Source organism: Paenibacillus sp. FSL R7-0313, from assembly GCF_037969885.1.
Lineage (GTDB): Bacteria > Bacillota > Bacilli > Paenibacillales > Paenibacillaceae > Paenibacillus.
Window position 1 is genome coordinate 6,809,720 of the sequence record NZ_CP150219.1, and the last position, 15,682, is coordinate 6,825,401.

Genomic DNA, 15,682 nt, shown 5'->3' on the forward strand with positions numbered 1-15,682 from the left:
GCTAACTGCTGTCTTTCTGCATAAGATGTACCTCGATAGGCTTTATTGCCCCGAATTCCAGCGGTCATATGCCCCCTGATACAGTTCGATGATACGGTCACTGCCCATTTTCTTCATCTGTGTAATGTACTTATCCCAGTTCTCAAGTGGTTCCTGGCCGGTCACAAACTTCGCTTCCATCTGTTTAACGTACGTATCCAGGTCAGACAATAGAGCGGTTGCTTCGCTTTGCTCTTCATTCGTCAAATAAACGTTAGGAAATGGTGCTTTTCCGATAGGTACCAACTTCTCTTGATTTTGCTGGTCAATCCACTCATCAAATTCGGTGCGAAGACCCTTCGCTACATCCGGATCATTAATACCCGGTGTCAAGATACCAAAGTTCGGCGTGATTTTACCCCGGTATTCCTCGCGATCACCGCCGCCAGGAACAGGGAGCCACTCTTTAACGTGATTTTCCTTGTCTTTGAATTGCCATAACACACCTTCCGGACCTTGATTGAACAGAGTCGCACCTTCATAACTGTATAAGTAATCGATCCATCGCATCGTCGCCTCGGGTGACGGGTTGCTGCTCGTAATAGCAAAGGTACCGCGAGCCGACATGCCCGGATGTTTGCCGTATACCGGAGAATCTGCCACCTCGCTCTTCACCGGTGTCATCAGCGGATGATCCGTGCTAGGTTCACCGCCGAGTGTGAAGTATGGATGGTAATCGTTGAACAGTGCAAGTTTGTTGCTTTCACCTTTAGCTTTTTTCTGATCACCTGTTTGAGAGAAGGTCTCATGATCAAGCAAGTCTTCCTTCCACAAGCGGTTCATGAATGTAAGATAACCTTTGTAACCTTCTTCTTGATAAGGATAGTGAACTTTACCGTCCTTATCGGAATAGATGCCTTCGTTGTACATTCCCCAGAAGCCGAAGAAAAACATGCGAAGATCATCCAGTTTCACAGAAGTAAGCGGAATTTCATCTTGCTGGCCATTGCCATTAGGATCTTCTTCTTTTACACGCTTGAGATACGTATACAATTCTTCCGTAGTCTTGGGCTCTTCTACGTTAAGTGCCTTCAAGAATTCCCCGTTGTACCACATCGGACCTCTATACCATACGGCCGCTTTATCAATGAATGGGAGTGCATACATATGCCCATCAGGTGTTGTAAATGATTTGCGGACATCCGGGTTCTCATCGAGTATCTTTTTGATATTTGGGGCGTAACCTTCGTCAATGTATTTTTCCAACGGGATCAGGATGCCCTGGCTGCCATAAGTCACCTGCTCGGCAGGCTTGAGGTCCGCAGCATAGAACATATCCGGCAAGTCCCCACTCGCGAAAACCAGATTTTTTTTCGTTTCAAAGCTATCGATCGGTGAGAGCTGGTATTCCAGCTTGATGCCCGACAGTTTCTCCATTTCTTGCAGCACAGGCATCGTGCTCCAGTCGGCTACGCCCGCATCCTGGGACATAACCTTCAACGTTAACGTTTTGTCTACAATGGGGAAACCTTCTTTTTTGACTCCCTCAACTTTGGAGGTCGTGCTTCCGTCTTCATTGGTTGAACCACAAGCTGCAAGCAATGTTGCGAATAAGGTGAGACAGAGTGTAATGGATGAAGCCTTGCGAAGCTTTTTCATAACAACAACTCCCCTTGTTTAATGTGGTATATGGATTAAGATCATCCCTTAACGGAACCGATCATAACACCCTGTACAAAGTAACGCTGGAGGAATGGATACACCGCAATGACCGGTAGGGTGGCAACAATAATGACAGCATATTTGACCAGTGCAGCGATCTCCGCTTTGGTATTCATCGCGGTTGCTGAAGACGTATCGATAGCGCCTCCCCCCTGTGCCGCCATTTCCTGAAGCACCAGGATCTGGCGCAGAAAGAGCTGCAGTGGGTACTTGGAGGAATCATTCAGATAGATCATGGCACTGAAATAGCTGTTCCAGTGTCCAACTCCATAGAAGAGCGCCATCACTGCAATGATTGGCATGGAAAGCGGGAGCACAATCTTGATGAATAACCGGGTGTTGGTACACCCATCAATATGCGCCGCTTCCTGTAACTCCTTGGGAATGGTCGATTGGAAGAACGTCCGGCATACGATAATATTCCAGATGGATGCAGCTCCAGGCAGAATAAGCGCCCACATGCTGTTCACCATACCAAGATCCTTAACCAGCAGGTAACTCGGGACAAGCCCTCCGCCGAAGAACATCGTTACCATAAACATCGCCATGAAGAATCCACGTCCCACAAAATCCGAGCGGCTGAGCGCATAAGCTGCCGGTAGTGTAACAATCAGGTTAACGATGGTGCCTACAACGGTATAGATAATCGTATTTTTGTACCCAATCCAGATGTTGGTGTTCTCAAACACCCGGGCATAACCTTCAAACGTAATCCCTTTTGGAAGCAGCCACATCTCACCAGAGGCTACATATTTGGGATCACTGATTGAAGCACTGATGATGTATAACAGCGGATACAGCACAATGACGAGCGCTACCGTCAGATAGATGTAATTGCACAATAAGAACAATTTATCACTTCTGCTTTCTTTCACAGCGGATGACATATGTATTCCCTCCTTTTACCACAGGCTGTTTTCACTGGTGCGGCGTGCAATCTGATTCACGGTAATAAGCAGAATCGCATTAACTACGGAGTTGAACAACCCCACCGCCGTAGAGAAACTGTACTGCGCATCGACCAGACCGGATCGATAGACAAATGTTGAGATGACATCGGACGATCCCATATTCAGCGGATTTTGCAGCAGCAGGATTTTCTCGAATCCGACGCCCAGAATACTGCCCATATTCAGAATTAACAAGATGGTGATCGTAGGGATGATCGCTGGTATGTTAATATGCAAAATCCGTTTGAACCTGCTCGCACCATCCACCACAGCCGCTTCATGCAGTTGCGGGTCCACACCCGATAGAGCGGCAAGGTATATAATGGTGCCCCAGCCTGCACTTTGCCAGACTCCCGATAGTACGTAGACTGTTTTGAACCACGCAGGGTCCGTCAGGAATTGAGGTGACTGAAATCCAAGGGCCTGTACCAAATTGACAATCATGCCTGACGAGGGTGATAAAAAAGTAATGATCATCCCCGACATCACCACGACCGAAATGAAATGCGGTGCATACGTGACGGTCTGCACAGTACGCTTGAAGAAGGAATCCTTCACTTCATTGAACGCTAACGCCAGAATAATCGGCAGTGGAAAACCTATAGCCAGCTCATACAAGCTGATGCTAAGGGTATTCCATAATAAATCCCAGAAATAATACGAATTGAAGAAACGGATGAAATGATCGAATCCGACCCATGGGCTTCCTGTGACACCAAGCGTAGGGATAAAGTTTTTAAATGCAATTTGTATGCCGTACATCGGACCATAATGGAATATCAGAAAGTATAAAAAGGCTGGCGCAATAAACAGATACAACTCCCAGTTCCGAATCGTCCTTCTCCATAATTTATTTTTCTTACTGCTCGGATTGGTGTATACCGATAAGTTTTGCGATAAGGCGGACTTCCCATCTGGTTGCATCAGTTGTTTCCTCCTTTTTTGGTAACGCTTACATACCGAGTTTATGGTTCATTGCCTAATCCGTAAATATGCCATTTCAATCTTCACTTCTAAAATCACGGAATATACTGTTACAACAGGGGTTTACACTTTTGTTGCCAGCTTGTCATTGTCATTTCGGGGTTGTAAAACATGTAGAATTTGACCTATTCCCCTCCTATAGTTGTCATTGAGAGTTTCATTACATGAACTTGAAAGATGTCAGATCCAAACTTAGGTTAGAAAACAGACCTTAAAGTCAAAACCCACATATACGCATTGGACACGGTATTCAAGTCTACAAGCATCATACTGAATTCTAAGGATTGCAGGTTTCAAGGTTTTACCGATGTGATACAATGTGATATTATCTATCATACATCTCTCGCATACTACAAGCCTGTAATGGCTTGCCTTTATTCTATATTTCTCCTCCCTCTTTCGTATATATGTTGTTTTTATCTTGCCTGTAGGATACATAAACGCTTATAAATACTAGAAATATGAAGTCATATATGTAGATTTCGCACAAGGCGTAGAATCTGAAAACAGTAGATATTTCGGAAAAGACCATTAAAAAAAGCCATTCCGCTAACACGAAATGGCTTTACAACCTAAGCAGATATCCATTTCATTCATAAATAATGACATAATTAATTACACTACATGTAATATAAATGATCATATAAAAACCTGTGTACAGTTTCAACTCAAATAAAAAACCACTCTCCATACATGTATGGAGAGTGGTTTTGAAGATTCACATCCGTTTTAACCATGTTCAGTTTATAGGGTTTGCAGTGAATTTACTTACCAGAAGGTTGAGCTTCTGCTGTATACCCTGTTGGGATATCCGTTTCTGCAGTCACATTTGTGATAACCATCGGATACATCATGTCTGGATCAGGTTGAATAATGGAATAGAGCACGATCGCACGTCCATCCTTCTCCAATTTCACATCATCAATCTTCAATCCATAACCAGGGTGCGGCATTTCAGCAGTGAGTTTAACTTTGGTTGTTTTGTCATCAACCTTCGTCGTTGTTACTTCAGGTACAATCGCTTGTTGGCCTTCACCTGGAGTAGTTGGAGCTGGCTCTGTCGAGCCGCCATTGCCGTGTTTATCCACAAATTCAAGTGCATTGAAGATCATGCTTGCAGCCTCCATACGGGTAAGCGACTGATCTGGACGGAAGTTACCGTCCTTATCCAGTTCAATGATGTTCATGTTCAGCAAGTTCTGGACTGCAGATATGGCGTCCTTACCGATTTTATTTTCGTCCTTAACAAGATTATACTTCATGATGACTGGATAATTCCCGGTTGTGTTAATGCCTTCATGCAGCAAAATAACAAATTGCTCGCGTGTCATCTTGCCTTGGGGATTCAATTCTACCGGAATGGACAGTCCATTCTGAGTAGCGGCCTGCACCGCATCGGCATACCACGTATCCGGACTGATTTTATTCTGAGCGGATGCTTCCGCAAATTCATTTTTCAGACCAAATGCGTTCACAATCAGTTGAACACCCTGTGGCTCGGACAATGCGAGATCTGGACGGAACAGATCCGCTGTTACTCCGCTAACAATGCCTTTTGATTTCAATGAATCCACAATCGACTTCTGACCTTCATCCTTCACATCTGTGAAAGCAAATACCGATGCACCTCCTGCTGTCAAAGAAACGCAGAGCGCAAGTGTTGCAGCCAAACCTTTTTTATGTTTCATTTCCTGGCACCTCCATATGATTAGTAAAGCCTATTTTTTACCTCTTCATTCCTACAGACGGCATACCCACGAAAAATGTTTCAGTAATTTCGACATCTGGTGAATACAACACGGGAACACGGCATAGAGCTCCTTTCCGACGCCGCTAATCCGATCACCTGCTTTTTGCTAACTGGCTTCGTTGACATCCCATTGGATTAGCGCAAAAATAAGAATAGAGAAATCTATCGGATGACGGATAAACAACGAACTGGATCGCATACAGTAAGAGGGCACGACGCGCTAATAACAGGTGTCGGCCCTTTTCTTGACTCCACCTGCTGAACTGACTTCACCTATAACAAAAGGAGAACAACGCTTATGTCCAAGAAAGGATTACTTCGCGGTTATGTTGTGTCGAACTGGCCTGTTTATCTGGTTGCTGTTCTTCTGATTATTGCCTCCAATGTTGGGCAAGCATCCTTGCCCCGCATACTCGGCAGTTTCACGGATCAGTTGATGCAGAACACGCTTCAGATGCAGACGGTCGTAAGGTACAGCCTGTCTCTTTTGGCTATTGCCATCGGGTATAATCTGCTGTTCGGTACCGGGCAATTCATGATTATGAAGCTCGGTCGACGCTTCGAATTCATGACACGTGAGCGTATATTCAGTAAGTTTTCCGAACTTAGCGAACATTATTTCTCCAAACAGGGGAACGGAAAACTGCTCAGTTATGTCATGAATGACGTTACTTCCGTACGTGAAGCGATATCCAATGGTGTGACACTCATGACCAATGCCACCTTCCTGCTGTTGTCCTGCATTGTCATGATGCTGCTTAGCGGGATTCCGTTGACACTCATTCTAATCAGCGTTGTGCCTTTGCTGGCGATTCCATTTCTGGTCGTGTTTTTTGGTCCGCGGATTCGCAAGCGCTCTCGCGACGTGCAGGAAGCTCTTGCAACCATGACGGAATCGGCAGAAGAGCAGCTGGGTGGCATTCGCGTAACCAAGACGTTTGCCATTGAAGACAGTGCTCGTGCACGCTTTGGAACTACCGTCGATGCAATCAAGAGCAAACAGCTTCGACTGGTTCGCCTGTCTTCGTTGTTTCAGGCTTTGCTCCCACTGCTGGGAGCTATCTCATTGGTCGTTTCTCTGCTTGTCGGAGGTATTATGACCATGCAGAATTCTATTACACTCGGGAGTTTTGTCGCCTTAACCTTATATCTGCGCATGATCATGGGACCGCTTCAACAGATCGGCAATGTTATTAATACCGTTCAGCGCTCAGGCGCATCACTGGAGCGGGTGAATGACCTGCTCAGCGAAGTAGCGGATGTACGTGAACTTCCTGAAGCCACAGCGCTCCAAACCGTACAAGATATCACCATGGAGAATCTAACCTTCTCCTATCCTGGCAGTTCATCTCCTGCCCTCAAAAACATTCAACTCAATATCCGTGCCGGGCGAACGGTCGGTATTGTAGGCAAGACCGGCTCAGGTAAAAGTACCCTCGTTAAGCTATTGCTGCGTACATATGAACCACCTGAAGGAACAATTCGCATTAATGGTACCGATATTCGGCAGCTATCGCTGGAAAGTCTGAGATCACGCATCGCCTATGTCCCTCAGGATGGTTTCCTGTTTAGTACCACCATCCGGGATAACATCGCATTCAGCGACCGGGAAGTATCGCTGGATACAGTGGAACATAGTGCACGGCAAGCCATGATCTATGACAATATTGTCCGTTTTCCTGATCGCTTTGATACACTGCTTGGCGAACGCGGACTCACCCTGTCTGGTGGACAGCGTCAGCGAACGAGCCTGGCAAGAGGACTGATCAAACAAGCACAGTTACTTATTCTGGATGACAGCATGAGTGCGGTTGATGCCGTCACCGAGAGTGGTATTCTGCGCAGTTTGCGTGAAATCGGCAAGGGCAAGACCACATTGATTATCTCTCATCGCATCAGCGCGGTCCGTCATGCGGACGATATTATCGTGCTGGATGAAGGACGAGTCGCTGAACAGGGAACACATGCTCAGCTGATGGCTGCCAAGGGGTTATATGCGGCCACCTACCGTTTGCAGGAGGAGGGATTACATCATGTCTAACGCTAACCCTGAACTTCACCCAGATGCAGAGGCTGATCAGAGTAAACGAACTTCGTTTAAAGCGATGATGGCATACGCCAAACCGCATAAATGGGCTTTTGCGGGTATCTTCTTCTGTTCACTGCTTGGCATATCGGCAGATTTGTTACAACCCTATCTGGTGAAGATCGCCATCGATGATCATCTGGCCGTGGGCCAGACCAGTGTGGGCTTTCTCGTTCAGCTCGCAGCCATCTTTCTCGGGCTGGCTGTCATCAGTTTTATTTTTACCTATATCCAGAATAATCTGTTGCAGCACGTAGGACAGAACATTGTATCCCGGATCAGAAAGGACCTGTTCAAGCATATCTCCAAGATGTCCATGTCCTTCTTTGACCGTTTTCATATCGGCAGTCTGGTTACAAACGTATCCAGTGATACGGAAACCATCAGTAGCTTTTTCACTCAAGTACTGCTCAGTCTGATTCGGGATGGTATGATGCTGGTGCTCATTATCGTCTTTATGTTCCAACTTGATCCTGTGCTGGCGACATACTCCCTGATCGTTCTGCCTGTCATTGCGGTGGTTGCGGTATTATTCCGTAGTCGACTGCGGAAAGCTTATCAAAATGCCCGTACCCGTCTTTCCCGTTTGATCGCATTTACGGCGGAAAACTTGTCCGGCATGTTCCTGATTCAGGCTTTTCACCAGGAGGAAGAACAGAAGAAACGTTTCTCGGAACAGAATGCGCTCCATCTGAAAGCCAACATTGCTCAAGCCCGCTCCAATGTCATATTCAACCGGACGTTTGATATCCTTGGCAATGCGGCACTGGTCATGATGGTCTGGCTTGGAGGTCGCGCCGTACTGGGTGAGTCCCTGCAAGTCGGAGTATTGTATGCGTTTATCAGCTATATCCGCCAGTTCTTTCAACCGATTAACCAGATTACGATGCAATGGAATACATTCCAGTCCACGACCGTATCCATGGATCGCATCTGGAACATTCTGAATACACGGCCTGAAGTTGCCGATCCTGAGCCTAGGATAGCCTCCTCGCTGGAACCACAAAATGTGATGGGCCAGATTGATTTTAACGATGTGTCGTTTGGTTATCGGGCAGACCGGCCCTTGATCCAGCAGATGAACCTACACCTCTATCCGGGTGAAATGGTAGGTATCGTGGGCACAACGGGCGCTGGCAAAAGCACACTGATCTCCCTGCTCAATCGCTTCTATGATGTAAACAAGGGCAGTATTGAGATTGATGGTACCGATATCCGGCATCTACCGCAGGCTAAGCTTCATCGGATCGTGGGTCTGATTCAACAGGAACCATTCCTGTTCTCCGGTTCCATCATTGATAATGTGAGAATGTTTCGTGAGGATATTACGCGAGAGCAGGCGATTGAGGCCTGCAGGTTTGTCGGAGCACATGCCATGATTTCACGTTTGCCTCAAGGATATGATACGCATCTATCCGAACGCGGAAGCGGACTATCCGCCGGGGAGCGGCAGTTGATTTCATTTGCCCGGATCGTGGTGTTCCAGCCCCGAGTGCTCATCCTGGATGAGGCAACCGCCAATCTGGACTCACACACGGAACAGCTTGTGCAGCAGGCGCTGGAATCGGTATCCCAGGGACGCACCACCATTGTCATTGCCCATCGTCTGTCCACGGTGATGCATGCCGATCGAATTCTGGTGATGGAGAATGGTGAGATTGTGGAGGAAGGCCCGCACCAGGAACTAATCGCAGCCAAAGGCGTATATGCAGACTTGTACACCCATGCGCGTGATGCAGGTAAAAATTCAGCTATATCAGGGTAATGAACCTGAGTTATAGTAAATACAGAACGTTGAACATGCCGCTCTGCTCATGCAGGCGGCACGTTTGGCATATCGATCAGCATTGTTAGTTAGGAGGAACATCTATGCAACAACCCGAAACACCCAAGCGTGACCATCAGCAGATTCGTTACCAACGCAGCACAGCTCTGTGGAAGGGAAGTTTATGCTTCCTGTTCCTTCTCTTGTGCGTGAGCTTATTATGGATCATCGTGGACGGACAAGCCGAAAGACTGGAGACCATATACTATTCCATTGCAGCCGTGCTGGGTATGTGGTTGATCGGACCGCTATTCTTCATGTTTGTGTCACGACTAACCAGAACCCCTGCCGTGTTGTTATCCTGGGATGATGATGCGTTGAGCACGGGCAAACGGAAGATTCCATGGAGCAAGATTCGCAAAGTCGAACTCGCCTCACCTGCCCGCAGCAAGTGGCTCCTGTCTGCTTCTCCCATGATCGTTCTGTTCCTGAAGGACGGCACCCGGACTCATATTCAAACGGATCATCTACTCAGCAAAAAAGAGCTGAACCAGGCAGTGATTTTGCTTCAGAAGACTTTGCAGGAACAGCAGCAAAATGGTTGAGTATCAGCATGGATGAGGACAAACTTCAGCTTCCCACACATCATTGTGATTTCTCTACACCTATGGATAGGCTGACTTTGTAATTGCCGTAAGGCAGCAAGGCTTCAAGCAGTTGACCAAGTTGTTCTGTGGTGCTGGTCTGCACCCGCATCAGATAACAGCCTTCTCCGCTGACTCGATGGACTTCAACGATGTCCTCACGTTCAGCAATGAATGTACGAAAAGCAGCATGTCTGTCGCCGGAGTTCAAGAAAACTGTGACAAATGCTTGTAGGCCGAGGCCAAGGCGTTCCGGGTTCCATTTTACCGTATAACCTTCAATCACACCCAGATCTTGCAGCTTGCGCACTCTTGCACCAACGGCCTGTCCCGTGAGATGAACCTCTTCACCGATCTCTTTGTGAGAACGTTTGGCATCCTGAATCAGAATCTGCAAAACACGTATATCTGTGGCATCTATCATTTCATTCATCTTGCTTCAGCAATCCTTTCACGGTGAAATTAGCGTGGCCTAATTCCATTCATCATGTTATGTACGCCGTTAAACGGGTTGTATACCATATAAGGGTAATACTATTAAACAACTCGAAGGAGTGCAAATATAATGAAAATTCAATTGATTCGCAATGCTACACTGTGGCTGGAATATGGAGGGCTGAAGATTCTCGTTGATCCGATGTTGATGGACGCCGAAGTCATGCCTGCATTCCCGAACACACCCAATGAGTTACGTAATCCAAGAGTGAGCTTGCCCGAAACCGAAACGGATTATCTGAATCCGGATCTGTTGATTGTGACACACACCCATCTGGATCACTGGGATGAAGCAGCGGCGAAACAACTTGGCAAAGACATTCCTCTGATCTGCCAGCCTGGGGACGAGAATGTATTCCTGGGTGCCGGATTCACGAATGTAACAGCTGTAGGTGAAAAACATGAGCATCACTCTGTCCGATTCGCCCGTACATCCGGGCATCATGGCACAGGTGAAATCGGTGAACGTATGGGCGACGTGTCCGGTTTCGTACTTGAATCAGATGCAGAACCTGTCACCTATATTGCGGGGGATACGATCTGGTGTGAAGAACCTGCCGAGGCCATCCGCCAATATGCCCCTGAAGTCATAGTTGTGAATGCCGGAGGTGCACGCTTCGTGGAGGGTGATCCCATTACGATGGACGGGCCTGACGTTGTCGCCGTGAAGCGCCATGCGCCTTCTGCTCATGTCATCGCTGTGCACATGGATGCGATTAACCATTGTGTGGTATCACGCACGGATCTCGCCACTTATCTGGCAACCGAGCAGATGGATGGTCAGGTGCTCATTCCGCGTGATGGTGAAAGTTTTGAATTTTGAAGCGGAAGCTACGCTGAATCAAAGCAGAAGATAATTAACCTTTTCACATAGGTGGGTGGATTGTAACGAACTCAGCACACGCTATTAGTCTGTTTTTGGCTACTCTAATTTTCTAACGAATCCTAGACACGTTATTTCAGCTCTGGGCATGCTTTTCCGAGATTTACCCATCATTTTGTCAGGATAACATGTCTCCGATTCGTTAAATTTCTACTATAACGATAATCGGCACTATAAGGTGTCCTAGATTCGTTAGCGCGTATGCGTATGACAGGACCATGTACTTCATTTTCAACATACGCCGTTATCTAACTTATATCTACCTTGTCTGCCACATCATCACTCATGTCCCCACTCCTTCCCTTTTCCTATAAAATATAACGAAAAAAGCTGGATGCGATGAACTCGAACCCAGCTTTTTTGATTGAAGGAACACGCTAATCCGCTGTTCGCTGGCTTCCCTCTCAGGCATCAAGCCTGCCATTGCGCCCTCACGTGTCCTATCCCTTTACGCTTACGCTAATCCATTACTGAACTTTCAAACGGATCACGTTCCATGATGCTTTCGCCAAGCTCGCCGTAATCAGGGTCTCAGATACAACTGCACCCCCACGATTATGAGGAGCAACACGGTTCGGTTGTGCGGCTGTATTAGATGCTTTGAGGTCATCACTCTCCAGCACGATATGCTCGATCACGGTACACTTCCCGAAGCTGCGCAGGTCCACCTCGAGCGGAAGGGATTCTTCCAGATGACGGTTGACTGCGAATACAGTCACTTCACCCTGCTCTTCGTTATGAACTGCAATAGCTTCCAGATAAGGTACGTCTGTGATTTGTTTTGTATCGTATTTCGGAGACTGAATCAATGGCACCAATGCTGTTCCGCGCCCGAAGAGAGACGTATGCATGAATGGATAGAAGATCGTCTGTCTCCATGAACCACCGCCCGTATCTGTCATGATCGGTGCAATCACGTTAACGAGTTGTGCCAAACATGCCATTTTAACCCGATCCGCATGTTTGAGCATACTGATCAACATACAACCAACAAGCAGTGCATCCTCGTGGTTATAGATATCCTCCAGCTGTGGTGGGGCAATCTGCCAAGGGTCCATCTTCGAATCATTTTCATTGGAGTGATACCATACATTCCACTCATCAAAGGACAGATACATCGTCTTTTTGCTGCGCTTCTTCGCTTTGATATAATCACAAGTCGCCTTCACGGTATCGATAAAACGATCCATTTCAAGCGAGCGTGCCAGGAACGTTGGCGTATCTTGCTCTTGATTGCCGTAGTATTGATGCAAGGACAGATACTCCACGTGATCATACGTATGATCCAGCACCGTTGCTTCCCATTCCGGGAATGATGGCATATTCAGGTTTGAACTTCCGCAGGCTACCAGTTCAATCGTCGGGTCCGTCCACTTCATGACTTTTGCCGCTTCAACGGCTGCACGTCCATACTCTTCTGCCGTTTTGTGACCGATCTGCCAAGGGCCATCCATCTCATTGCCCAGACACCATGTTTTGATCGCATGTGGCTGCTTATATCCATGCTTGATGCGAAGATCACTATAATACGAACCTTCTGGATGGTTGCTGTACTCTACAATGTTACGTGCTGCATCGGCGCCCCGTGTTCCCAGATTAACGGCCATCATGACTTCAGAATTAGCCTGTTTCGCCCAGTCCACGAATTCGTTGAAGCCAAATTCATTGGTCTCAATCGTTCTCCAGGCCAGTTCTAGTCTGCGTTTGCGTTCTGACACAGGTCCAACCGAATCTTCCCAATTGTAACCGGATACAAAATTACCTCCAGGATAACGTACAATCGGTACATTCAACTCCTTGACCATCTCCAGCACATCTGTGCGGAAACCCTGTTCGTTCGCTGATGGATGCCCTGGCTCGTAAATCCCGCCATAGACTGCACGTCCCAGATGCTCAATAAATGATCCGTACAAGCGCTTATCCACTACACCAATAGTAAAATCTTTATCTACCGTCATTTTTGCTTTTTCCATAATGAATTTCAACTCCTTAAGATTAATATAAAAATTAATTGATATTCTATGGATCAACGTTCATATTTATATTAAAATCGATTATAGCCTTAATTTCAACCTGAATTTTGCAAAATGTTATTCTTTTTACTGAATTTATGTTTAACTTAATTCTATATAGAAAAAATGGAGGAACAACTGTGATCAGAGCAAATACCGATGCCGAATGGCTCCCCCTATATGAAGCACTTGCCAGTGAAGTCCGTCTACAGATCATCCGCCTTGTTGCAGAGACTCCGATGAATGTGAAAGACCTTGCTGCTTCACTAGGTCTGAGTAGTGCTATCGTGACTATGCATGTCCGCAAACTTCAGGATGTGGGCATTATTCAGTCCAAAATGATACGCAAAGACGGCGGCACACATAAAATGAACAGTCTTGCTGTAGACTGGATTGGCATCTCCATGCCGCAGGAAAGCGGGACAGCGCGCAAGCTGCACGAAGTTTCTGTACCTGTGGGACACTATACCCACTTTGACGTATATCCGACATGTGGTCTGGCTACGTCCAATCATGTTATCGGACAGTATGATGATCCTCGTTATTTTCTTGACCCCGAGCGGATGCATGCGCATATTCTGTGGTTTGGTCGTGGATTTGTGGAGTACAAAATTCCAAACTATATCTTATCCGGACAGCAGATCAATGCCATTGAATTGTCCCTCGAGATCGGGTCAGAAGCCCCTTCGGTTAATCCGAATTGGCCCTCGGATATTACATTCATGCTGAATGGCATCCAATTAGGGGAATGGACAAGCCCTGGGGATTCAGGCAACGGACGTGGCATGTTCACCCCGGAATGGTGGAGTGACAGTGTCAATCAATACGGCATGCTCAAGGTACTCCGAATTACCAATGAGGGTACGTTTATTGATGGACAACATCTATCCGACATTACACTCGCAGATATCCCGGTTGAACGCAACCAATGGACTCTTCGTCTTTCGGTGGAGGAAGATGCTCAACATGTGGGCGGGCTTACCTTATATGGCGAGGGATTCGGTAACTACAACCAGGACATCCTGTTCCGACTGTACTATCACGATTGAGTTTTTCAAAATAATAAATAACACAAAAACACCTCCCACTCGCCTGTCAAAGGCAGAATGGAAGGTGTTTTGTATGCATACGAACATGCGTGGATTATTTAAGAAGGTTCTTGTTCTAACCTACAGCGCACTACCACCAAACAGGAAGCGGTACTCCCAGTGTTTGCCGGAGATATCACTAGTTGTTACACCACCGCCAGCGTTAGAATAGGTGTGTAATACTTTTCCGTCGCCCAGGTAAATTCCTGTGTGAGTAATTGTTGCGGTAGATTTATTCACGCCGGAATACGATGATGCAGAGCTGCCTTTATACGACATGAAATACATCAGATCTCCGCGTTTCAGGTTTTTCCAGTTGGTCTGAACTGTACCCTTGGCTTTTACATAAGCTCCCTGTTTGCGGGAATCCGCTGGAAGCTTGATGCCCAGCGCATCGATGAAAGCCTGACGTACAAAGCTGGAACAGTCAAAAGTCGCTGTGCTGTTACGACTGGCTCCGAACTCATAAGGTGTTCCCAAGTATTTCATTCCCGCTGCAATCACTTTTTCTACAGATGCATTGCCGGTCACCGATGTACCACTATTCGAACCCGATCCGCTTGTGCCGCCACTAATCGCTTGTGTGTATTTGGATGAAGAAGATATGTAGCCTGTCCGGTTAGCAGAATCCTTAATCTTATACCAATCCGAACCGGATTGCTGAAGCACCGTTACCGTTTCCCCTTTAGCAACCAAGCGAACAATCTTCGCAGAAGAAGAAGGTGTTGTGCGTAGGTTTACGCCCCAAATTACTTTTACTTGTGAATTGTCAACAGCAGCTGCCGATACCTGTGCCGTTAGTGCTCCTGTCGTCAGACTTCCCATCAGCATCGTTGCTGTGACACTTGCCGTAATAATCGTTTTCTTCCAGTTCATGATGTCGAGTTCCCCCTGATGTTACAGAATTTTAACCTGGCTTGGTTCTCCCGGGCTTGCCCCATTGTAAACGGGCTATCCATAACGTTCATCAGTCGAAAGTCCTGTATTGATATAGGCACATTTGAGCACTAAGTATCAGGTTCTGTCCATGATCTGCTGGAAAAATTCACTGCTGATCCCTTCTTTTTGAAAGGTTAAATTATTGTAACTATTTGATAGGCTTGATTTTTCCGCGATACAAGAGCTAGGTCGTTTCTCATTCAGGGCATATGCCATATGACCTAGATTTTAATGTTTAAAATCGCAAATATGGTAAACATTACTATGATTCATTTGCCGATTACCGTTGCCCGAATTCACATTTTTGCCTCCAGCCTCAATACGGATCGATTTATCAGCAGTGTTCGTTTGATTATTTCGTATTTCATTTTTGCTTTTCCATAAA

At 46.6% G+C, this 15,682-nt stretch carries 13 protein-coding genes; 6 read left to right on the plus strand and 7 right to left on the minus strand.

The genetic code is table 11. The annotated features are described in order from the left end of the window. Nucleotides 1-42: 42 nt before the first annotated feature. The 4 genes from NSQ38_RS29880 to NSQ38_RS29895 form a co-directional block, all read right to left on the minus strand. Nucleotides 43-1,638, minus strand: coding sequence for an extracellular solute-binding protein (locus NSQ38_RS29880; protein ID WP_339785798.1), 1,596 nt, complete (start codon nt 1,636-1,638; stop codon nt 43-45). Between the two features lie 41 nt (nt 1,639-1,679). Continuing rightward, complete coding sequence (locus NSQ38_RS29885; protein ID WP_036668765.1) at nt 1,680-2,588, minus strand: carbohydrate ABC transporter permease; 909 nt, start codon at nt 2,586-2,588, stop codon at nt 1,680-1,682. A gap of 15 nt (nt 2,589-2,603) precedes the next feature. Continuing rightward, complete coding sequence (locus NSQ38_RS29890) at nt 2,604-3,575, minus strand: ABC transporter permease subunit (RefSeq protein ID WP_133386662.1); 972 nt, start codon at nt 3,573-3,575, stop codon at nt 2,604-2,606. Between the two features lie 824 nt (nt 3,576-4,399). Beyond that, nucleotides 4,400-5,323 (minus strand): S-layer homology domain-containing protein, encoded by a 924-nt coding sequence (locus NSQ38_RS29895; RefSeq protein ID WP_339785802.1) that lies wholly within the window; start codon nt 5,321-5,323, stop codon nt 4,400-4,402. Between the two features lie 360 nt (nt 5,324-5,683). Between NSQ38_RS29895 and NSQ38_RS29900 the strand changes: the two genes are divergently transcribed. The 3 genes from NSQ38_RS29900 to NSQ38_RS29910 all read left to right on the plus strand — a co-directional run bounded on the left by NSQ38_RS29900 (nt 5,684) and on the right by NSQ38_RS29910 (nt 9,841). Then, a complete protein-coding gene (locus NSQ38_RS29900; RefSeq protein ID WP_339785805.1) occupies nt 5,684-7,426 on the plus strand; it encodes an ABC transporter ATP-binding protein in 1,743 nt (580 codons plus the stop codon). Further along, nucleotides 7,419-9,236, plus strand: a complete 1,818-nt coding sequence (locus NSQ38_RS29905) for an ABC transporter ATP-binding protein (protein WP_339785807.1) — start codon at nt 7,419-7,421, stop codon at nt 9,234-9,236. Before NSQ38_RS29900 ends, NSQ38_RS29905 begins: the two co-directional genes overlap by 8 nt. A 104-nt stretch (nt 9,237-9,340) precedes the next feature. Further along, nucleotides 9,341-9,841, plus strand: coding sequence for a hypothetical protein (locus NSQ38_RS29910; RefSeq protein ID WP_339785809.1), 501 nt, complete (start codon nt 9,341-9,343; stop codon nt 9,839-9,841). 40 nt (nt 9,842-9,881) lie between these two features. Here the strand turns inward: NSQ38_RS29910 and NSQ38_RS29915 are convergent, their stop codons facing one another. Further along, complete coding sequence (locus NSQ38_RS29915) at nt 9,882-10,313, minus strand: Lrp/AsnC family transcriptional regulator (protein WP_339785812.1); 432 nt, start codon at nt 10,311-10,313, stop codon at nt 9,882-9,884. Nucleotides 10,314-10,445: 132 nt separating this feature from the next. On the opposite strand from NSQ38_RS29915, the gene NSQ38_RS29920 reads away from it, so the two are divergent. Beyond that, a complete protein-coding gene (locus NSQ38_RS29920) occupies nt 10,446-11,198 on the plus strand; it encodes an MBL fold metallo-hydrolase (RefSeq protein ID WP_339785815.1) in 753 nt (250 codons plus the stop codon). A gap of 527 nt (nt 11,199-11,725) precedes the next feature. Here NSQ38_RS29920 and NSQ38_RS29925 read toward each other — a convergent pair. Beyond that, nucleotides 11,726-13,231: an alpha-N-arabinofuranosidase gene (locus NSQ38_RS29925; RefSeq protein ID WP_091034043.1), complete on the minus strand. Its 1,506-nt coding sequence runs from the start codon at nt 13,229-13,231 to the stop codon at nt 11,726-11,728. Between the two features lie 179 nt (nt 13,232-13,410). Between NSQ38_RS29925 and NSQ38_RS29930 the strand changes: the two genes are divergently transcribed. Further along, on the plus strand, nt 13,411-14,319 hold the full coding sequence (locus NSQ38_RS29930; protein WP_339785818.1) for an ArsR family transcriptional regulator: 909 nt from the start codon (nt 13,411-13,413) through the stop codon (nt 14,317-14,319). 120 nt (nt 14,320-14,439) lie between these two features. Here NSQ38_RS29930 and NSQ38_RS29935 read toward each other — a convergent pair whose 3' ends face one another. Next, nucleotides 14,440-15,234, minus strand: a complete 795-nt coding sequence (locus NSQ38_RS29935) for an SH3 domain-containing C40 family peptidase (RefSeq protein ID WP_074093837.1) — start codon at nt 15,232-15,234, stop codon at nt 14,440-14,442. A gap of 312 nt (nt 15,235-15,546) precedes the next feature. On the opposite strand from NSQ38_RS29935, the gene NSQ38_RS29940 reads away from it, so the two are divergent. Then, nucleotides 15,547-15,681 (plus strand): hypothetical protein, encoded by a 135-nt coding sequence (locus NSQ38_RS29940; RefSeq protein ID WP_339785821.1) that lies wholly within the window; start codon nt 15,547-15,549, stop codon nt 15,679-15,681. The last annotated feature ends 1 nt before the right edge of the window (nt 15,682 follow it).